This window comes from Paraburkholderia sp. J12 (assembly GCF_905220215.1).
Classification (GTDB): domain Bacteria; phylum Pseudomonadota; class Gammaproteobacteria; order Burkholderiales; family Burkholderiaceae; genus Paraburkholderia.
Genome location: NZ_CAJMZC010000010.1, coordinates 34,531 through 53,792 on the forward strand (window position 1 = coordinate 34,531; position 19,262 = coordinate 53,792).

Genomic DNA, 19,262 nt, shown 5'->3' on the forward strand with positions numbered 1-19,262 from the left:
GTCGCGACTAATGGGTGTTTGCCGTGCCAATGTCGTTAATTTCCGTAACGGTGGGTTTGCCAATCGTCGCGATGAATGGCGAGCACGGTCGTCGTCCACTCCCGGGCCTTGAAGTGACGATCGTCGGCATGTTCGGACTCGATGTGCATGCCAATGGCTTCGCAAAGCTTGACGGCCGCTTTGTTGGCCGCCAGGGTTTCGGCAAAAATTCGTTGAACGCCCAGTTCGAGAAAGCCAAACGCCAGCAGTGCTTCGCCGGCATGGCGCGCCGTTCCTGTGCCGTGCCAATGCCGGCCTAATTCGCAGCCAAGGGATGCGTTTCCTGGCGATTCGATTCGGATGCCGCAGGATCCCATCAAGGCCTCAGAATTCGACACGATTGCCAACTGGTACTTCGTGCGCGGAGTTTCCCGGCTCTGGGCTATGAACATGTCGAGGAGTTCTTTGGCCCTGCCGGGTGCGCAATCCTCTTCGCTGTAGAAGCGCTGGAATTTTGGGTCGCTGCGGAGCGTCTCGTACTGCGGCAAATCCTCCGCGCGAAAGTTTCTCAGTGTGATGTTGTTGGGCAATTGAATAGGTAACGGCTGCGACACGGCTATCGGCTCACGTGCAAGTATGGACACGCCAATATTGCCGTGGATACGGGGGGACGGGCAAGAGCCACGTTTATACCCATCTCACGAAAACACGCTTATCCGCATAGGCGTGTCCACACTTGTGGAGTTCGACGTAGGCCTGAATCTCCCGTATCAAAGCTGGGAACCGAGACTTCTTCAGCGCGGACGGATCACAACCAGCCTCCCTGGCAACGTTGTTCTGCGTCACAGTAATCCCGAGCTTAAGAAGAACGGACTCATGGTTTTTGAGTCCTTCGGCCGGCAGAAGGACTGTACGGCAGGAGCAATGTGCGTGCCGATGGGCTGTCGCGTAGAGACAGGACCCAGCGGGTTTGAAAGTTGCGGTGTTCCCGGAGAGAAGTGACTGACTGCCGCCGATTGCGGTGTCACAACCACGATTGCGGATCCGGGCTGGGTACTCACCGTACTTGTAAGGCAGATGGCGTAAGCGTAGACTACCCAAGGGAGATGGCATTCCTCCCCATAACCGCCCTACGGGGCTAATGATGCCTACAGGCCTGGGAAGAGGCACTGTAGGCGTGCGCGTGAAGCGCGTTGCCCCCTCTGTGTCTGCGCCGTGACAGCGGCGTTTCCCGGTTCTCCAGCAATCCGTTCCGGCCAGTTGAATTGGCTGGAGGTGAACTTGCGCGTGTTCGCCATGCAAGCGAGCGATGGACAGGGGAACAAGATGGAATTTCACAGCATCCTCTTTGAAACGCCCGAAGACGGGCCGCCCTCGGGAGAGGTGGAGCAGCCTGCGTTCTTTGGCGACCTCAATCTCGACCAATTCGTGAGCGAGGCCACGCGTGGTTTTGACGAATACAATCTCACGCCATTTTTTCGTACGGAGCTAAGCCGGGAAAGCGCGGTGATCTACCGTCACGAGGTCTTCCAGGATCTCGACAGCCAGGCCGTGCTGCTCGCCATTCAGGCATTTGCCCTGGCGATGCGAAAAATGCGTGCTGCTCTCGGTGAAGCTCAGAAGCTCTACTACCAGCGGCAGAAACAGTGGTGGTTTCTGGAAGCAGCGTCACGTTATTGCAGGGGCATGCAGGTATTTTGCGATGCGCTGCACGCAGCGTCTCCGAAGTCCAAAGGCTTAACTGCCTTTGGTTCGTGGCTCACGGCTTATCTGCAGTCCGAGGCGTTTGTGACGGTGGGAAACGATCTGGAGGCGGTACGAACCGCCCTCTCAGGCGTGCAATACTGCATTCACCTGAATGGAACCGCCGTTACGGTCCTGAACTACGCCGACGAGGAGGACTATGGCACCTACGTGCTAGACATCTTCGAGCGTTTCAAACAAGGTGAAGTGAAGGACCATAGTATCGAACAGAAAGATTGGCCGGAAATGAACCATGTGGAGGCGCAGATACTCGACTGTGTTGCAGACCTCAATCCGCAGCCATTCATGCTTCTGGAGGCTTTTCGTTCCAGTCACGCCGATTTCCTCGATTCAACGATTGCGGCGTTCGACCGGGAAATCGAGTTTTACATCGCATATCGCAACTACATCCAGCTGTGTCGCGAAGCGGGCCTTCCATTCAGTTATCCGGTCGTGTCGGGCACGACGAAGGCGGTGCGATGCGAAGGCACCTTCGACCTGGTGCTCGCCCACAAGTTGTGCGCCGACAAGGTCGCCGTAGTCTGCAATGACCTACATCTTGAGGGCCGTGAGCGCATATTTGTCGTGTCGGGACCCAACAACGGCGGAAAGACAACTTTTGCCAGAACAGTCGGGCAACTTCATTTCCTTGGCCGGTTGGGATGCCCGGTTCCCGGGCGAAATGCGCACCTCTTTCTCTACGATCGTCTTTTCGCTCACTTCGAACGCGAAGAAAACACCCTGGATTTGCGCGGCAAGCTTCAGGACGATCTGATGCGCATGCACGAAATCCTGCAGGCGTCGACCCCCAACAGCGTCATCCTGATGAACGAGATATTCAGTTCCACGACACTCGCCGACGCGCTGTTCCTGTGTCGGCGGATTATCGGCGAGATCATGGAGCTGGACGCGCTCTGCGTCTGTGTGACGTTCATTGAGGAGCTTGCTCGACTCGGACCGCAGACCGTGAGCATGGTGAGCGAGATCAACCCTGACAGTCCGTCGGTTCGTACCTTCCGTGTCCGCAGGCGTGCGGCGGATGGGCGCGCGTATGCGCTTTCCGTTGCTGAACAATACGGTCTTACTTACGAACGCATCAAGGAGCGCCTCGCATCATGAAAGCTTACCTGCTCTATGGCGCGAGTGATTTTCCCTGGCGTCGCGACGAATTCTGGAATGAACGCACGTTGAACCAGGACCTGGAGCTCGACACTCTGTATCGGGCGATGGCCGCAGGTGATGAGTATCTGTACAACACGGTAAGGAAAGTTGTTCCCGTTAGTCTCAGCGACCTTGACGACATACTTTACCGGCAGGCGGTGCTCAAGGACTGTATCGAACACGAACCAATCGTGAGGCAATTGTATGCGATTGCGGTGGAGGCTCTCGAGGTAGAGCGAAAGAGCTTTTACTGGGGGCTTACCGCTTCGCCAAGTAGCGTATTGCACAGCGCTCGCGACCTGGTTCAAGCGTTCCTGGGGGTTCTTGGCAAGCTGCGCCGCGTGGCTGACGACAATGTCGGACAGTTCCAGTCACCCGGGTTTCGGCGCTTTTACGCCATGATCCGGGAGGAACTGACGGACGACTATTTCGTCACCATAACGCGATGTCTGAAGGAGCTCAGGTTCAACGATGGGGTGTTGATCAGTGCGAAGACCGGACGCGGAAACAAGGGCGAACAGTACGTTCTGCGCAAGCCTCACGAGAAGGACCCGAATTTTTTCAAGCGTCTGTTCGCTAAAGGCCCCCCTTCGCGCACGTTCCATATCCCGGACAGAGACGAGAACGGCGCGCGTGCGTTGAGTGAACTCGAGGCACGTGGTGTCAATCATGTGGCGAACGCGCTGGCGCAGTCGGCCGACCATATCAAGAGTTTCTTCTTCATGCTGCGGGCAGAACTCGGTTTTTATCTGGGCTGCCTGAATATGCGTAACGAACTGCTGCGCCGTGGAATGCCGGTCTGCATTCCGGTACCGTACCCGGTTGCGGAACGCAAGCATCGCTATCGACAGCTCTACGACGTGAGTCTCGCCTTGCGCCTGGAGCAGACGCCTGTCGCGAACGACGCGGATGCAAACGGAAAGGATCTCATCGTGGTGACCGGCGCGAACCAGGGAGGAAAGTCAACGTTCCTGCGTAGCATCGGCATCGCCCAGATCCTCCTTCAGGCGGGCATGTTCGTCGGCGCCAGCGAGTTCGAAGCGAATCTGGCCAAAGCGATCTTCACGCACTACAAGCGTGAGGAAGACGCGACCATGCATGGCGGAAAGTTCGACGAGGAGCTCAAGCGCATGAGCGAAGTTGTCGATCATCTGGTCGAGAACGGGTTTTTTCTGTCGAACGAATCGTTCGCATCGACGAACGAGCGTGAGGGTTCGCAGATCGGTCGTCAAATCGTCGATGCGTTGCTCGATCATCATGTGAAGGTTGTTCTGGTGACGCACCTTTTCACGCTCGCGAATGGCCTCTACGAGGAGGACTCCCACCCGAAGATGTTTTTGCGCGCGGAAAGGCGGGACGATGGCGTACGGACTTTCAGGCTCGTTGAGGCAGAACCGTTGCAAACCAGTTTCGGTCAGGATCTCTACCGGCAGATTTTCGGCGATGCGCAACCTGTGGGAGAGGCGTTGTCTGGCGAGAGTGGAATGCTCTCCAGGGTGGACGAGACCTGAAACTCCATTGAGACGGCAGTGCGCACACGGGGTCGGCGGCAGAGCTGAACCGGTTGGGGTACCGGGACCGGGTTCTCGCGCGCTCCGTCTGCGATAGCGAAGGTGCTCCCGATGGCGACCGAAGCCTATCTCGTTTCAGCTGGCACAACACGGCCGACCAGTGCCGGGACATTTCGCAGCCTGATGTTTCCAGCGGGGCTTGAGTCAATTCGGAATGACACGTCCGAGCAGCCTGCCTGCTTCAACGATCTGAACCTCGACCAGGTCATTACAGCCGTCGTGGCGCGGGGCGACGAGGCGATATTACGGCCGTACTTCTACAGCCGATATGCCCACGAGGACGTAGTGCGCTATCGCCTTGCGATATTCCGGGATATAGAGCGGCCCGACGTCTTCGCGCTCATGACCTCGTTCAGCGAGGATTTGCGCCGGGTTCGCCTGGACATCGAGTATGCGGCGAAGATTTCCTCTCTTCGGCATCAACAGATGGTGCGGCTCGAGGCCCGGGCCGTATATTGTTCGGCCGTCGTGAGACTTCAGCGGGACCTTGCGTCTGTTCGACACGAATCAGTCGGACTCCGCAGTCTGAGCGACTATCTTTCAGCATACCTTGGCTCGAACCGGTTCGGCACCTTGAAGCGCGAGACGGAGGAAATCGAGGCAGGATTGGGGGCAATTCAGTATGGCATGCTGTTCCGGCGGGACAAGGTAACGGTCCGTGGCTATCTGGGCGAGCGGAACTTTGCGGAACTCGTGAACGAGCGTTTTGAGCGGTTCCGCGAATTTGCGGCGCCGGAGATGCCGGGGCGTCGTTTCGACGACTACGGCTTGAACCACATCGAGGAAGTGATCCTGTCGTATGTCGCGAACCTGTTTCCCGCATCCTTCCAGCCGCTTGATGACTATCTCAACCGCCATGAGACGTTCATTGACGAAGTGATTGCCACGCTGGAACGCGAGCTAGGTTTTTTCCTGGCATATCTAACATATATCGCCCCCCTCAAGAAGTTCGGATTGCCTTTCTGCTACCCGGTTGTTTCCTCCACGTGCAAGAACGTCGACGTCACTGGCGCCTTTGATCTCGCGCTTGCCTCGAAACTGGCAGCGAGAGAGGCGGGTATCGTGCCCAATAATTTTTTCCTGAGCGACCAGGAGCGCATCCTGCTAGTCTCCGGGCCGAATCAGGGCGGCAAGACGACTTTCGCGCGGATGTTCGGGCAACTGCATTTCCTTGCCGGTCTTGGGTGTCCGGTTCCCGGTCTCCACGCCCAGCTTTTTCTCGCGGACCAGATCTACACCCATTTCGAGCGTGCCGAAGATATAACGCGCCTGCGCAGCAAGCTCGAGGACGAACTCGTGCGGCTCAAGGGAACCTGTTGTGCGATGAGAGCGACAAGCATCGTCATTCTGAACGAGATATTCAGTTCGACGAGCCTCGAAGACCAGATCCTGCTCAGTTCAATAATGCTGAAAAAGCTGCTCCGTGCGGATGTTCTCGCCGTTTGCGTGTCCTTTATCGACCAGCTTACCCATCTCGATCCGAAGATCGTGAGTATGGTGACTGCCGTGTGCAGCGACGATCCCGCAAAGCGGACGTTCAGGATTGAGCGCCGACTGGCCGATGGTCTCGCATACGCGCTTTCGCTGGCTGAGAAGCACGGCGTAACGTATGAACAACTGAGAAGAAGAATTCGGCCATGAGGGTCCTTCTTTTACATCCGCATCGCGATTTCGATCCGGGAAGCGCGCAATCGGAAACACTCGAGAGCTTTTCGACGGATCTCGGTCTGGACATCCTGATGGATGCGGCATGCGGTCGTGATCGTTTCCTTTATGACACGCTCTCGGCCGCCCTGTCAGTTGCCTGGGATAATGATCGACTGACCATCGCCCACAGACAGGACGTGCTGCGCGACTGCGTGAAAAATGGCGCATTCATCAGGGCGCTGTATAGGCTCGCGTGCGAACCGTTCGACCGGAATCGGAGCTGGGAATTCGGGCTCTATGGGCGTGAAACGTCCTCGATGGTCTCCAGTTCCGTGCGGACGCTTCGAAGCAGTCTTGCCTTGCTGAAGCGCATCCGGAACGACTGCAGACTCCATGCGGAACATTTCTCGTCTGTGGGGTTTACGAACCTGTTCGATGTCATCGAACGGAATCTCGACGACGACTATTTGCGCACAGCAACCCATGACCTCGACCGACTGCGCTTCGGAGCGGGTGTTCTGCTTAGCGCAGGACTGGGCAATGCTGGAAAGGCCCAGGACATTCGACTCCGGATTCCGACGTCACGCGACTTGAATGTGCTTCTGCGACTCGTTACGCCGGGTTCACGAACCTTTACGTTCAGACTGGATCCACGCGATCTCTCGGGTGCAAGAGCCTTTGGGGAGCTTCAGGACCGAGGACTCGGGCTGATATCCCGCGCCCTGTGGAACTCAGCCCATCACGTGCTGGGCTTTCTAAAGGCGCTGCGAACAGAACTCGCGTTTTGCGTTGCCGGCCTGAATCTCGATGAACGGCTGGCCGCTATTGGTGAGAGTGTGAGCTGGCCGGTGGTGCGGACCGGCGAGCCCGGTTTCCAGTGTAAGGGGCTCAAAGACGTGTGCCTTTCGCTCACGACGGCGGGCGAGACGACGGGAAACGAAGCGAGCGCAGTGGGAAAGCCTCTCGTGATCGTAACCGGCGTGAATCGCGGAGGAAAATCGACGTTCCTGCGCAGCGTCGGCCTGGCGGAATTGATGCTGCACGCCGGTCTGTTCGTTACCGCGGAACACTTTTCGTCGTCGCTTCACACCGGCCTGTTTACCCACTTCAAGCGCGAAGAAGATCGCTCGATGGAGAGTGGCAAATTCGACGAGGAACTGCGTCGCCTCGGGGCGATGGCGGATCACATCCGGCGAGGCGCCCTGGTGCTCTTCAATGAATCGTTTGCCGCGACCAATGAGCAGGAAGGCGCGGAAATCGCGCGCCAGGTAACACGTGCGCTCCTGGATGAAGGAGTAACGGTCATCTTTGTCTCGCACATGTACGACTTCGCACGCGGTTTCATTGGACGAGACGACGTCCTCTTTCTCCGTGCCGACCGCAAGGAGGAGGGGCATGACGCTTTCAGGTTGGTCGAAGGGCTGCCGCAATCAACGAGCTTTGGCCTGGATATTTACGAGCAGGTGTTCGGGTTAGCCGACGACCAGTGCAACCCTTGACGATACAGCGCACACGGTGAAATTCACCGGGCTCGTCGATATCACTCCCGCTTCAGGACGATGTTTCGTTTCCTGACGAGTCGCTCAATTCGGCGGTACGAAGGCGCGCAATGTCGTCGCGCAGGCGTTGTAACACTTCCTGCATGGCGGGGTCACGGGCGTCATGATTGCCCTGTAATCGCTCGATATGTTCGGTGAGAGTCTGTGCAAGGGCGGACAGCGCCCGCTGTTTCCAGGCCTCAAGCAGTTCCAGATACGAATAGAGTGAGCGTTTGACCATTTGCATGGATGCGCTGGCTTGCAAGGGACTGCGTGCGCTCAGGTAAAACCCCCAACGTCCGAACACCCAGCCCAACGATCGCGGCAGCACCGTTGCGGGCACTGTGTCCTGAAGTATGAACGCGGGCGCGACGAACGAGACCGGAAGAGCCGGAAAGAGCCGCACTGCGCCCAGCGTGTCAGCGAGGTGATGCAAGGCGACACTTGCCTTTGCATGCAGCGTTTCGACGGTCCGTGTTGCAGCGCTGGAAAAAGCAAGGGCGCGGGCGTTTGCGGCAAGCTCGACAAGCCGTGTCGCGTCGAAGGACATGTCGTGTGTCTCCGACCATAGCGCCGCAGCATTGTGGGCTATTTCGATCACCAGGCCATACAGGGTGCGCTCGACAAGTGCGGCTGGATCCAGCTGCGAATGCATCGCCGCATGAACGGCATCCCGGCTCGCAATCAGGCCCTGGAGGGCCTCGGTCACCTGTTCTCCCGGGTGGGTTTCCGGCGCATGCCACATCAGACGGATCTGGAGTGCATCGAGCACGTCCCGGCGGAGTGTCGCGAGCTGCCGCTGGCGCATGTCGATGCGCTTTTCGCAGCACTCGGCAAGCATATCTGCAAAGGGACCATCGATCCAGGCGCGGCGCCAGGGAGGATCCTCCTCCCGTGTGCTGACAAGATAGACAGGAACCTCGAGTTGGGTGCTTTTCCAGAGACTGCGCACCACGTGCTCATAGATTCTCCAGCGGTCGTCCGCGCCCGCGAGATCGATTTTCGTGACAAGCACGGCAACTCTCGCGCCACGGTTGCAGAGCTGACGCACGAGTGCGGCTTCACGTAGCGTCAACGGCGCCGACGCGGAAATGAGGACGATGGCGACATCGCACCAGGGCACGGTTGGTGGGCTTCCCTGCGCAATGTCCCACGTCTCCCAGTCGATGCCAGGCGTGTCAATGAGTGTGATGCCAGCGGAGAGCAGCGCTGCGGGAGTTTCAAACGCAATCCGCGTAACTCCCTTGATGTTCTCGGGATTGGAATGCTCATCGACAAATTCGGCGATGCGTGCGCGATCGATCAGTTCGGCCTTTGCTGCGACTAATTCGACGACGCCTCTTTCGACTTTTCCATAATGGACTTCCACCGGCACAGCAGTCGTGGGTAGCGCGGCTACGGGAAGCAGCGAGCTGCCGATCAGGCTGTTGAGCAGTGACGACTTTCCCGCACTGACTGCGCCAAACAGTCCGACTACGACTTCTGCGGATCCAGAATGACGTGCGAAGTCGATGCACCTGCGATGCAGATCTCCAAGGCCGTGCGAGGCGGTAATGCGTTCGAGTTCTTCCGTCAACGGATTAGCGGGAGCGCCGGCCGCGACACGCTGGAGGCCGGTGAGTGGAGCCGGGTGGGCAGGGTCGGCTGCACGGGCATTGACGTCGCGCGACAGTGACGCCTGAAGCGCGTCGAGTAGTGTCATCAGGTGACCTACAAGCCGGCTGGCGTCTTCCTCCAGATCCTCGGTCAGACCCTGGTCGGTTGTCTTGCCTGCGGTCGTGGTACGTGGGTCAAGCGCGGATAGCGCGAGCATGGCCTCGCTGATCCGGAGCTTGCAGGATTCGATGGCACTGGCGGTGGGTGCGGGGAGCGAAATTCCATGGCGCGCGCTGATTGTCTGCATGGCTGTGCGAACGAGTTCGAGTTCGTTCAGGATCAGCGTGTGCTGTACTGGAACCGCATCTGCAACCCGGGAAGCGAATGGAGAGTGTTGCACGACTGGATCGAGGTAGTGCAGTACATCCGTCAGGCATGTGTCGATGCGCACAAAGACCTCTCCAACGCGGCGGGAGTAGGCGGTCGGGAAGGGACGGTCAGTGTCGTTCCGGGTCATGACGTTCTCTTGATCTAGCAGGCATCCAACGTCTGGAGGATTTCGTCCCAGCCACTGCACCACCCAATGGACGCAATGAGCGCGCCACGGTCCATGGCCGAGTCGATACCGCGGCTGTCCCAACGGAATGAGTGTTCGAAGCGCGCAAGATGCTCCGCTATCGTGGCCGCAGTCGTGCCGTGATGCCTTAGGGCAAGGGCGCCCTCGTGCCCGGTGGCTTCGATCAGATGGTGCCGGCAGAGGACGTCGCTGCCGTTTCCGGAGCACCGTCCGCAAACATGCTGCTGCCATCCAGCGCGGTTTTCCCGCGCAAACGTGCGCGCATTCGCAAGGTCCCGGCCCTGCGCGAGTCGCTCGGGCGGGGCGTTCCCCGGCGATTGCGGCCCATAGCCCAGGCTGCACATATGGCAGGGGCCAGAGGGGCGTAACCGATGTCGTGCTATCCCGGCCGGCGCAAGACTGTACAGCCCCTGACCGTCGAGCAGGTGAGAAGCGCGCCGCATTAATTCGTTATACAGAATGGTGCTGCCGTGGATCAGATGCGGTCGAAAAGCGGCTTCGACGCAGAAGAAGCCGAGGGCATGTCTGGCGCACATCCCCCAATGAGCGTAGAGACGCGCCCTGACGTCTGCATCCATGATGCTGCCCTGGATGAACCACCAGAGAAAGTCGATCTCGCCATCGGACAGGTCCAACGCGCGCGGGGGATGCGAAGCGATATCTGAGGAGAAAGGCACGGTACGCTGTCCGGCGGGCTTGACGAACACAAAACCTGGACAGGGGCATTGCCATGACCCGACAGCTCCTGACCAGGAACCGTAGGCATCATCAGCCGCTAATCTTCAACGGCAGTTTGGGAGGTATGCCATCTCCGCAAGCACAGATTCATTCTAATGACCACGCCGCGAATTGGCAACGGATCATCCGAAAAGGGGAGCGGCGATGGTCTACACTGAGCGTGGAGACTGCGGAGGCCGGAAAAAATGGGGGAACCGTCGGATAACACCAGACGCGCGCTGCGCGGGCACCTCTGGCATCTGCTGGAACTCCTCGACAAGATGCACAGGATCTGCGAAGCGGATGGGAGCGGCAACACTCGCGTCAACTATCGTCATCGTCCCGATGGCCAGAAGCGGGACGACGTCGAGTCCTTTCTCGTGGATTTCCGCCAGGAGGTGAGTCGGGCCGCCGCTCGATGGGGAATCCTCCTGGAGGGCGACGAGATCGATGCGATGCACGCGCTGATCGTCACGTTGCAGTTCGTGGGCATTACGCTCGAAGAGATGTCGCCCACTCGCCTGTCCGGATTTGGTGCACTCGATCCAGCCTTCGAAAAGGAGTATGCGGCCTTTCTCCGGAGACTCCACGATAGCGCCGATCTCCTCCTTCAGCGCCTGCTCGCCGGCGACAATGCCGGCACGCCATCATCCCGGTGAGTCTCCGGTAGTCTCACGGTATGCCGCAATCGCCTGAAGCAGTTCGCTGGCTGCATCGTCGACCGACCCCCAGTGCTCGAAGCGCGACCACTTTGCATGCTCGAGGACCTTGTAATTGACAAAGAAATGCCTGAACTCGTGCAGCAGCAGTTTGGGCAAGTCATCCAGCGAGAGGAGGTCGGTACTCGATGCACAGACTTTGTCGACCGGAACGGCGATAACCTTTGAATCGGGACCGCGTTCGTCCGTGAGGTGCAGAGTTCCGAGCGCCCGTGCCTCCACGATTGCCCCCGGCACGATGGGGAAAGGTGCGACTACCAGCACGTCGAGAGGCCTGCCGTCGGGCGCGAGCGTTTCCGGTACGAACCCGTAATTGGCGGGATACCGCATGCTCGTCATCATGAACGTTTCGACGCGCAGTCGCCCGGAGCGAGGATCCGCTTCGTACTTCACGGGTTCTCCGAAAGCAGACATTTCAATAATCACGTTAAACGATGCCGGAACGTTACTGCCGGCACCGATGCCGTTGTAGTCCATTGCCGTCTCTCCTGTTAGCTTCGTAGTGTCGCTATCAGCCGTTTGGGTCGTAGCAGCAATCCCAAACCATCGACCGCGTGGCGCACGACGACATCGGCTACCTCGAGGGCGTCCGTCGCGAGCCCCTCGGTGCCGAGAACCACGATGCCCAGTTCGGCCTGCTCGAGCATCAAGGCGTCGTTGCGTCCATTGCCGATTGCGGCGACCCGGTGAGCGCCAAGGCGCCGTACGTATTCGCCTTTGGCCTGCGCCTGCCCGGCAGCCGGCAGGCAGACGACTTCTACCGGGCAGTTGCGCAGATGATCGCGCGCATCGCCGTAGGTGTTCCCCGTTACGACGTGAAGAACGAGCTCATTCGCGAGGGCCGACAGGCGCGACTCGGCGCCGTCGAGCAAGCGGCCATCGACTGCAAGGGTTCCATTAAAGTCGAGGACAAGATGCTCCAGGTTCAGGGTGCGAAACCCCGGGATGTCTATGACGATCATCCGTTTCTCCTTTCGCGCCACGCGGGAAACCGTTCACCGCGGCGCAATCCGGCGAATGCACGGGTCGTCGGGGCATGGGGAAGCGAAATGCGCAACAGCGCGGCCCGATGTCCGGACGGCTGCAGGCATCATTAGCCGGGTAACGCCGGCGGTTGGCGGAGAATGCCATCTCCGTAGATCTGTATTCTCACTCTAGCCAATGCAGCAGGGCCGCGCAATCGGGTTTTGAGACCCAACGTGGGGGCGGCCCGGTTCGGATGTCGCCGCTGGCGCCGATTCCCTGGCGACTCGCCAGTGGCGGGTGCAAATTGTGCGTGCTACACTCCGCACAAGGAGATGGCATTCCTCCTTGTCCAAACCGCCGGCGTTGCCCGGCTAATGATGCCTACGGTTCCTGGGTCCAGGATGTCGTAGGCATTGCCAAGGCGTCCTGCTGCCCAGATTGGCTCAAACTGCGAATCTGGTTTTTCATGAGATCAGTTATTTTTCCACGCCGTGCGGCGCGTGGTGGGTGTGTGCGTCTGTCCTTTCGCGATAAGGCGGTTTGCTTCCTGGCTCGGAGGTACTCGTGAAGGGAAGCCAGCTCACCCTGTATGCGGCCAATCAGAGTCACCGGATCAAGCACCACACGGTTGTCGACTGGTTGCTCGATGAAGCCAGGCACGCGGGTATTGTCGGCGCAACGGTCGTCGAAGTCGCCGAAGGCGTCGACGCCAAAGGCAAATATCATGCGGCGCGCTTTTTCGAACTCGCAGACCAGCCCGTCGCGGTGACGCTGATCGCCGACGACGCAAAGATCGATGCACTGCTTGCGCAACTGCATGGCGGTGGCGTTCGCCTCTTTTACACGCGTGCGCCGATCGAATACGACATCCTGGGAACGGATGGAGGCCTGTAATGGATTTCAACGCTATTCCCGTCGGCGACAACGTGCCACTGGAAGTCAATGCCATTATTGAAATTCCGGCCCAGAGCGAGCCGGTGAAATACGAGGCTGACAAGAGACTGGGGTTGCTCAGGGTCGACCGGATCATGAGTGCCGGCATGCGTTATCCGGCGAATTACGGGTTTATCCCGCGAACGCTTGCCAGGGATGGTGACCCGCTGGACATCATCGTGATCGCGCCGTTTGCGCTGGAGCGACTGTCCCTGATCCCGTGCCGGCCAGTCGGCTTGATGAACATGACTGACCAGGCCGGACCCGACGAAAAGATCATCGCGGTGCCGGTCGACGGCGTTTGCCCGTCAACGCGCGGTATCACGGAACTCGAGCATGTTGGCGAATACGCGCTCAACCAGATCCAGTTCTTCTTCGAGAACTACAAGAAGCTGGAGCCGAGCAAATGGGTCCAGTTCGAGGGATGGGCCAATATCGATGCGGCCTATCAGGCGATTCGCAGTGCAGTTGCGGCATTTCGTGACGCGCATCCCTGAGTCGTACCTCTCCTGATAACAGACGGCGGTCCTGTTCACAGAGGGCACCGCCTCCGAAGCGCTCAGATAACTGGAGTCACGATGAGTAACCGTGCAGTGATAGAAGCCATCTCGGCTGATGAAATTCTCGACTCGCGGGGCAACCCGACCGTCGAAGTAACGGTCACGCTTTCCAGTGGCGTGACGGCCAGCGCTGCTGTGCCTTCAGGCGCATCGACCGGTGAATTCGAAGCGGTCGAGCTTCGGGACAGAGACCCGGGCCGCTATGGTGGGAAGGGGGTGCTGTCGGCGGTCAAGCACGTCAATGAGCAGATCGCCTGGGCGCTGACGGGCACTCCGGCTGATGACCAGAGGCTAGTGGACGAGAAGCTGATTGCAGCGGATGGATCGGAATCGAAGCATGTACTGGGCGCAAACGCCATCCTTGGAGCATCGCTTGCGTGCGCAAGAGCGGGGGCCGTCGAAAGTGGCTTGCCGCTGTTCCGGTACCTGGGCGGAGCCAGCGCACACGTGTTGCCCGTGCCGATGTTCAATGTGCTCAATGGCGGCAAGCATGGTCATCAAGGACCAGATGTTCAGGAGTTCAAACTGGTTCCGCTTGGTGCTCCGACCTTTCGCGAGGCATTGCGCTACGGCGCGGAGACGTATCACGCGCTCGGGGCTGTGCTGGCAGACGCGGGTGCTTCCACGAACGTCGGCGATGAGGGCGGGTATGTCCCTCAGTTGCCTTCGAATGCCGTCGCGGTCGAACTCATCCTGCGTGCGATTGAGCGGGCAGGCTACCGGCCGGGTGAGGATATCGCTATCGGCATCGATCCGGCGGCGAGTTCGTTCTACGAGAATGGTCACTATCACCTGACTCGCGACAACCAGGTGCTGTCGTCGGAAGAGATGATCGCCTATTGGGCTGACTGGGTGAGCCGCTATCCGCTGGTATCGCTTGAAGATCCGCTCGCGGATAACGACTGGAAAGGGTTCGCCGCACTGACTCGCGAGTTGGGCGACAAGGTGCAGATCGTGGGCGACGACCTGTTCGTGACGAACCGCAAGTTTCTCCAGCGAGGTATTGACGAGCACTGCTGCAACAGCATTCTGATCAAGCTGAATCAGATTGGCACCGTGACAGAAACGCTCGATACGGCCGAGCTTGCGTTTTCCGCCGGATACACCTGTCTTGTTTCGCACCGTTCAGGGGAGACGGAGGACACGAGCATTGCCGACCTGGCGGTTGCGTTGGGCTGTGGCCAGATCAAATCGGGCGCGCCCGCGCGCGGGGAGCGTGTCGCGAAGTACAACCGACTCCTTGCGATCGAGAGAATGCTCGGAAAGGATGCGCGCTTCGCGGGCCGCGAGGCCTTTCATCAGCTTCAGCGTCGCTAGCGGGGCGTCTCGTGGCGACAAGGTGAAGGGGGAGGGGATGGCTACGTCCGTATCGATCGCACGCGTACTGGGAGAAGAGGTGCTGGACTCGAGGGGCAACCCGACGGTCCAGGTAACGGTCGTGCTGGACGACGGATCGCTCTCGCGGGCGGCGGTTCCATCGGGGGCCTCGACCGGTGGATCCGAGGCTTTAGAGCTGCGAGACGGCGATCAGCATCGATATGCGGGTAAAGGAGTCACGAAGGCGGTCAGGCACGTCAATGAGTTGATTGCGCCCGCGCTGACGGGACTGCCCGCTGATGACCAGTGGCGCATCGATGCCACACTGATCGAACTTGACGGGACGGATTTCAAAAGTCGGTTGGGCTCCAATGCGACGCTGGGCGTTTCTTTGGCGTGCGCGCGTGTCGCCGCACAGGTGTGTCACCTGCCGCTTTTCCGTTACCTCGGCGGCGACCATGCGCACGTTCTGCCTGTACCCATGCTCAACGTTCTCAACGGGGGCAGCCATGGAAACGGTGGGCCCGATCTTCAGGAATTCATGCTCGTCCCACTCGGCGCGCCGACGTTCCGGGAGGCACTCCGGTACGGTGTCGAAACCTATCACACGCTGCGGGAGTTGCTGGTCGAACATCACGCGCCGACCAATCTGGGTGACGAGGGCGGCTTTGTTCCCATGCTTTCTTCCAACGAAGCGGCCCTTGGCATGTTGATGCAGGCAATAGAGCGTGCCGGATACCGCCCAGGAGAGGATATTGCACTGGCCATTGACTTTGCGGCAGCGGGCCTTTGGCACGACGGCCAATATCGTCTGGATCTGGAGGGGCGTAGTCTCTCTGCTGCGGAGATGATTGGATTGTGTCGGGATTGGAGTGTCCGCTACCCGCTTGTCTCTGTCGAAGATCCGCTGATGGATAACGATTGGGACAACTATGCCGAACTTACGCGCGAACTCGGCAACGCGATGCAGATAGCAGGCGATGACCTGTTCGTCAGCAACCGGTCCTTTCTTGTGAAGGGAATCGCACAGCGGTGTTGTAACTGCGTCATCATCAAGCCCAATCAGGTCGGCACTGTCACCGAGACACTCAACACCGCGCGAATGGCGCTCTCTGCAGGCTATTCGTGCCTGGTGGCCCACCGCTCCGGAGAGACCGAAGACACGAGCATTGCTGATCTGGCAGTGGCGCTGAACTGCGGGCAGATCAAGGCTGGCGCGCCGGCGAGAGGCGAGCGCGTCGCCAAATACAACCGGCTGTTGACCATTGAAGGGAGTCTGGGCGCGGCGGCCAGGTACGCCGGGCGTGATGCATTCAGGCCGCGGCGTTGACCGGCGGTGGGTTCAGAGTAGCGCTGGAGTGTGGTCATGAGTGAAACGCCGAGACTACTTCATGACAGGGACCTTTTTGAGGCGGTGCTGGTTCGCGTCAGGGAATTGAACCCGATAGTTCGAGAGGGCGCGGTTTTTGGCTACCCCGCTATTTTCCTCGGGCATCGTGTTGTGCTATGTGTCTACGGCAGCGGGATCGGCATCAGGTTGCCTCCAGACTATGCACAACGTCTTGTTGACGCCGGGCTGGCTTTTCATTTTCAGCCGTACGGACGGTCGACCATGCGGGAATGGGTTGAAATGCGCGTCGCGCGGGAGCGGCTCGATCAACTTGCACCGGTATTTAGCGAGGCCATTCGCTTTGTAGAAACGGTGGACGGCGACACAGGTCATCCGCTATGAAGTAGACACGGTGGTGGGCAGACGCACGCTCCGTTGCGGTGTGGCATGCAATTGCACTGTTTTCATGCACTAGAATGGCTTGAGGGATCGTCGGTCCCCGGATCTGTCATCCTCTTGACGGCATCCTGGTGTCGTTTGACGGAGGCAGACATGAACGGCTACCAGCTTACTTTCTATACCGAACAAAATCGCCACCACGGCCATCATACGGTCACTGAATGGCTTCTACATGAAGCGAAGCACCTTGGTATTCATGGTGCAACGGTCATCAACTGCGCCGAAGGGACGGGGCACGCGGGTGCTCACCACGCGGCGCACATGATCAGGCTCTATGACCAGCCTGTTCAGATCATCCTCGCCGTAACGGAGGACGAGGCCGACCGGATGCTCGAGGCCGTTAAAGTCGCGCACGTTCACGTTTTTTATACGCGCTCCCCGGTGGAGTTCGGCTTGATTGGCGACGACGGGCATGGCGATGCGAGAAAGCATTTTTCTCTCTTTCACCGGCGCCCGCACTAGCAGAAGTTTGCGGGCTTGCATGTATCGGGAGGTCTCCTATACTCGATACTGAAATTTGCGGAGATGGCATCCTCCCTTAACCGCCGCGTCTTCCCCCGCGGCTGATGATGCCTACCAGTCCCCGGAAGCCGGGGCCGGTAGGCACTTTTGGCCGGCTCGCATTCACGAGCATCCCGGGCATATTGACGCCAGAAAAAGCGAAGAACATGGGATGCTACGGCGACTCTTCATGGCAAATTCCCTGTTGCATTGAGGTCTGCAGCACCATGCCGTCATGGCGTCGGATGCGCGGCCGGGTCTGCGCCGTTCTCCTTGCCGCCGAGTCTTCCTGTTGCCAGGCGGGAGGGCTGCGATGAACCTGCGCGACGTCTTGCTCCAGATCGCCCAGGTGGTGACCGTTCTCGTCCTCTCTCCTCTGTTGCAGGGGGTGATCCTTCAATGGGAGGAGCGCATCCAGCGCGGTCGTGGACCCGGTATCTTCCAACCGTACCGCGACTTGCGCAAACTGTTCTGCAAACAGCTTGTGGTTCCCTGCACGGCATCGTGGATCTACTGGTGCGCCCCGCTAGTGGCGTTCACGTGCATGTTGACTGTCCCAATTCTGATTCCTGTCCTCACCGATTTTCCGCTGCCGCTTTCCGATATGGGTGACATCCTGGGGGGCGGCCTCATTCTGACGCTGGGCTCTTTTGCGATTGTCCTGGCCGGTCTTGATTCGGGAAGTGCCTTTGGCGGCATTGGAGCGAGCCGGTCAGTGATGCTCGGTATTCTGGCCGAACCGACGCTGATTCTCGTTCTTGTCGGCATCACACTGCTCGCGAAAGCCATGTTGCCATTTGTCGTCAACCACTTGCTCGTGCAGCAGCCTTCCGTGTACTGGAGCCCGGCGCATCTCTTCCTCGTCTTTGCCTTTTTTGTGCTGCTCCTCGTGGAAACGGACCGTTTGCCCATCCACTCGAGCACGCACATCGAGGTCTATATGATCGAAGAGGCCCGTATCCTCGAATACTCGGGCCCGCTGCTCGCGCTGCTGAAGTGGGCGTCGATGATGAAGCAATTTATCCTCTTCACGATCTTCTGCAATGTCCTCACCTTGCCGTGGGGACTCTCGCAGCACGGCACGGCGGTCGGGGCATTGGCTGCGGCAGCCGGACTGTTCGTCCGGATGCTGGTTGTGGCGCTGGTTGTCGTGCTGGTCGAAACGGCACAGTCACGCCTGCGTTTTTTCCGCTACCAGGAGCCGCTTGCGGCATCGTTCATGCTCGCGGTGCTTGCTATTGCCGCTAACCAGCTACGGTGAACCGATGCTTCTCGCTCATCTGAGTCCACTCGCCGCATCGCTGTTCAGCCTTCTCGCGATCGGGAGTCTTTTGCTCGCGTTTGTGATGCTGGGGTCGCGCTGGCTCAAGGATTATCTGCTGGCCTTCATGGCGGAGTCGTGGTTGATCGCGATCCTGTCGGGCGCAGTCGGCTATTACGGAAATTACCACGAGCTCTATTTCGTTGCCGTGCTTACCGCGTTCTTCCGCGGTCTTGTGCTTCCGTATCTTATCTGGCGGATCATTGCCCGCCTGGCTGTCGAGCGGGAGCTACACGTCACGTTACAGCCGAGTTCCTGCCTCGTGCTAGGTGCGTTACTGGTGCTTTTTGCCTTTGTCGTATCGAATCATCTCGGCAACTCACTTGGTCTTGGCGGTACCGTAGTCGTACTTGCGCTCACGGTCATGCTCTCGATGAAGCTCATTGGCTTTCTGATGCTTGCGGTGCGTCAGGAGGCAATCAGTCAGGTGCTCGGCTTGCTCGTCCTCGAGAACGGAATCTTCCTCGGATCACAGATTCTGGTTCCGGGAATGCCGCTCCTGATCGAACTGGTGCTGCTGTTCGACCTGCTCGTCATCGTGGTGAGTTTCGGCGTGCTGGTACGTTACCTTGTTGCCCACGTGGGCAGTACGAGCAGCCGCGAGCTCAGGCGCCTAGTGGGGTGATC

Annotated in this window: 18 protein-coding genes and 5 riboswitches; of the genes, 13 read left to right on the top strand and 5 right to left on the bottom strand. The window is 59.1% G+C overall.

The window, feature by feature from the left end; all coding sequences use genetic code 11:
* Positions 1–35 precede the first annotated feature (35 nt).
* Positions 36–623, bottom strand: coding sequence for a GNAT family N-acetyltransferase (locus tag U5760_RS20615; RefSeq protein ID WP_322014144.1), 588 nt, complete (start codon positions 621–623; stop codon positions 36–38).
* Positions 624–1,072: 449 nt separating this feature from the next.
* Positions 1,073–1,137, top strand: a riboswitch (Fluoride riboswitch).
* Positions 1,138–1,266: 129 nt separating this feature from the next.
* Here U5760_RS20615 and U5760_RS20620 point away from each other — a divergent pair.
* The 4 genes from U5760_RS20620 to U5760_RS20635 all read left to right on the top strand — a co-directional run bounded on the left by U5760_RS20620 (position 1,267) and on the right by U5760_RS20635 (position 7,600).
* A complete protein-coding gene (locus U5760_RS20620; RefSeq protein ID WP_322014365.1) occupies positions 1,267–2,841 on the top strand; it encodes a MutS-related protein in 1,575 nt (524 codons plus the stop codon).
* Positions 2,838–4,394 (top strand): MutS-related protein, encoded by a 1,557-nt coding sequence (locus tag U5760_RS20625; RefSeq protein WP_322014145.1) that lies wholly within the window; start codon positions 2,838–2,840, stop codon positions 4,392–4,394. The genes U5760_RS20620 and U5760_RS20625 overlap by 4 nt, the downstream gene beginning before the upstream one ends.
* A gap of 111 nt (positions 4,395–4,505) precedes the next feature.
* A complete protein-coding gene (locus U5760_RS20630; protein ID WP_322014146.1) occupies positions 4,506–6,095 on the top strand; it encodes a MutS-related protein in 1,590 nt (529 codons plus the stop codon).
* A complete protein-coding gene (locus U5760_RS20635; RefSeq protein ID WP_322014147.1) occupies positions 6,092–7,600 on the top strand; it encodes a MutS-related protein in 1,509 nt (502 codons plus the stop codon). The genes U5760_RS20630 and U5760_RS20635 overlap by 4 nt, the downstream gene beginning before the upstream one ends.
* Before the next feature lie 52 nt (positions 7,601–7,652).
* On the opposite strand, the gene U5760_RS20640 is transcribed toward U5760_RS20635, so the two are convergent.
* Both U5760_RS20640 and U5760_RS20645 read right to left on the bottom strand, forming a co-directional pair.
* Positions 7,653–9,752 (bottom strand): dynamin family protein, encoded by a 2,100-nt coding sequence (locus U5760_RS20640; RefSeq protein ID WP_322014148.1) that lies wholly within the window; start codon positions 9,750–9,752, stop codon positions 7,653–7,655.
* A gap of 14 nt (positions 9,753–9,766) precedes the next feature.
* Entirely contained in the window at positions 9,767–10,519 is a 753-nt protein-coding gene (locus U5760_RS20645) for a hypothetical protein (RefSeq protein WP_322014149.1), read from the bottom strand.
* A gap of 45 nt (positions 10,520–10,564) precedes the next feature.
* Positions 10,565–10,634, bottom strand: a riboswitch (Fluoride riboswitch).
* Positions 10,635–10,735: 101 nt separating this feature from the next.
* Here U5760_RS20645 and U5760_RS20650 point away from each other — a divergent pair.
* Positions 10,736–11,188 (top strand): hypothetical protein, encoded by a 453-nt coding sequence (locus tag U5760_RS20650; RefSeq protein ID WP_322014150.1) that lies wholly within the window; start codon positions 10,736–10,738, stop codon positions 11,186–11,188.
* On the opposite strand, the gene ppa (U5760_RS20655) is transcribed toward U5760_RS20650, so the two are convergent.
* Complete coding sequence (gene ppa / locus U5760_RS20655) at positions 11,177–11,725, bottom strand: inorganic diphosphatase (protein ID WP_322014151.1); 549 nt, start codon at positions 11,723–11,725, stop codon at positions 11,177–11,179. The two genes, U5760_RS20650 and ppa (U5760_RS20655), sit on opposite strands and share 12 nt — an antisense overlap.
* Before the next feature lie 14 nt (positions 11,726–11,739).
* The gene (locus U5760_RS20660) at positions 11,740–12,210 is read right to left on the bottom strand and encodes a hypothetical protein (protein ID WP_322014152.1); all 471 of its coding nucleotides are present in this window, start codon (positions 12,208–12,210) and stop codon (positions 11,740–11,742) included.
* A 115-nt stretch (positions 12,211–12,325) separates the two neighbouring features.
* A riboswitch (Fluoride riboswitch) is annotated at positions 12,326–12,392 on the bottom strand.
* Positions 12,393–12,533: 141 nt separating this feature from the next.
* Positions 12,534–12,605, top strand: a riboswitch (Fluoride riboswitch).
* A gap of 173 nt (positions 12,606–12,778) precedes the next feature.
* On the opposite strand from U5760_RS20660, the gene U5760_RS20665 reads away from it, so the two are divergent.
* From U5760_RS20665 to U5760_RS20700, 8 genes are all read left to right on the top strand, one after another.
* The gene (locus tag U5760_RS20665) at positions 12,779–13,108 is read left to right on the top strand and encodes a DUF190 domain-containing protein (protein ID WP_322014153.1); all 330 of its coding nucleotides are present in this window, start codon (positions 12,779–12,781) and stop codon (positions 13,106–13,108) included.
* The gene (gene ppa, locus U5760_RS20670; RefSeq protein WP_322014154.1) at positions 13,108–13,644 is read left to right on the top strand and encodes an inorganic diphosphatase; all 537 of its coding nucleotides are present in this window, start codon (positions 13,108–13,110) and stop codon (positions 13,642–13,644) included. The genes U5760_RS20665 and ppa (U5760_RS20670) overlap by 1 nt, the downstream gene beginning before the upstream one ends.
* An 81-nt stretch (positions 13,645–13,725) precedes the next feature.
* Positions 13,726–15,024, top strand: a complete 1,299-nt coding sequence (gene eno, locus U5760_RS20675; protein ID WP_322014155.1) for a phosphopyruvate hydratase — start codon at positions 13,726–13,728, stop codon at positions 15,022–15,024.
* Positions 15,025–15,061: 37 nt separating this feature from the next.
* Positions 15,062–16,354, top strand: coding sequence for a phosphopyruvate hydratase (gene eno / locus U5760_RS20680; protein WP_322014156.1), 1,293 nt, complete (start codon positions 15,062–15,064; stop codon positions 16,352–16,354).
* Between the two features lie 36 nt (positions 16,355–16,390).
* Positions 16,391–16,756 carry a hypothetical protein gene (locus U5760_RS20685; RefSeq protein WP_322014157.1) on the top strand — a complete coding sequence of 122 codons (366 nt, stop codon included), beginning with the start codon at positions 16,391–16,393 and terminating at the stop codon, positions 16,754–16,756.
* 150 nt (positions 16,757–16,906) lie between these two features.
* Complete coding sequence (locus U5760_RS20690; protein ID WP_322014158.1) at positions 16,907–17,275, top strand: DUF190 domain-containing protein; 369 nt, start codon at positions 16,907–16,909, stop codon at positions 17,273–17,275.
* Positions 17,276–17,325: 50 nt separating this feature from the next.
* Positions 17,326–17,396: riboswitch (Fluoride riboswitch) on the top strand.
* Between the two features lie 231 nt (positions 17,397–17,627).
* A complete protein-coding gene (locus tag U5760_RS20695) occupies positions 17,628–18,575 on the top strand; it encodes a respiratory chain complex I subunit 1 family protein (RefSeq protein WP_322014159.1) in 948 nt (315 codons plus the stop codon).
* A gap of 4 nt (positions 18,576–18,579) precedes the next feature.
* On the top strand, positions 18,580–19,260 hold the full coding sequence (locus U5760_RS20700) for a hydrogenase (RefSeq protein WP_322014160.1): 681 nt from the start codon (positions 18,580–18,582) through the stop codon (positions 19,258–19,260).
* The last annotated feature ends 2 nt before the right edge of the window (positions 19,261–19,262 follow it).

What these genes read in the sequence shown, in the direction of transcription:
- U5760_RS20625 (WP_322014145.1), top strand. Translation starts at nt 2,838, where the DNA reads ATGAAAGCTTACCTGCTCTATGGCGCGAGTGATTTTCCCTGGCGTCGC.
- U5760_RS20630 (WP_322014146.1), top strand. Translation starts at nt 4,506, where the DNA reads ATGGCGACCGAAGCCTATCTCGTTTCAGCTGGCACAACACGGCCGACC.
- U5760_RS20635 (WP_322014147.1), top strand. Translation starts at nt 6,092, where the DNA reads ATGAGGGTCCTTCTTTTACATCCGCATCGCGATTTCGATCCGGGAAGC.
- U5760_RS20640 (WP_322014148.1), bottom strand. Translation starts at nt 9,752, where the DNA reads ATGACCCGGAACGACACTGACCGTCCCTTCCCGACCGCCTACTCCCGC.
- U5760_RS20650 (WP_322014150.1), top strand. Translation starts at nt 10,736, where the DNA reads ATGGGGGAACCGTCGGATAACACCAGACGCGCGCTGCGCGGGCACCTC.
- ppa (WP_322014151.1), bottom strand. Translation starts at nt 11,725, where the DNA reads ATGGACTACAACGGCATCGGTGCCGGCAGTAACGTTCCGGCATCGTTT.
- U5760_RS20660 (WP_322014152.1), bottom strand. Translation starts at nt 12,210, where the DNA reads ATGATCGTCATAGACATCCCGGGGTTTCGCACCCTGAACCTGGAGCAT.
- ppa (WP_322014154.1), top strand. Translation starts at nt 13,108, where the DNA reads ATGGATTTCAACGCTATTCCCGTCGGCGACAACGTGCCACTGGAAGTC.
- eno (WP_322014155.1), top strand. Translation starts at nt 13,726, where the DNA reads ATGAGTAACCGTGCAGTGATAGAAGCCATCTCGGCTGATGAAATTCTC.
- eno (WP_322014156.1), top strand. Translation starts at nt 15,062, where the DNA reads ATGGCTACGTCCGTATCGATCGCACGCGTACTGGGAGAAGAGGTGCTG.
- U5760_RS20685 (WP_322014157.1), top strand. Translation starts at nt 16,391, where the DNA reads ATGAGTGAAACGCCGAGACTACTTCATGACAGGGACCTTTTTGAGGCG.
- U5760_RS20690 (WP_322014158.1), top strand. Translation starts at nt 16,907, where the DNA reads ATGAACGGCTACCAGCTTACTTTCTATACCGAACAAAATCGCCACCAC.
- U5760_RS20695 (WP_322014159.1), top strand. Translation starts at nt 17,628, where the DNA reads ATGAACCTGCGCGACGTCTTGCTCCAGATCGCCCAGGTGGTGACCGTT.
- U5760_RS20700 (WP_322014160.1), top strand. Translation starts at nt 18,580, where the DNA reads ATGCTTCTCGCTCATCTGAGTCCACTCGCCGCATCGCTGTTCAGCCTT.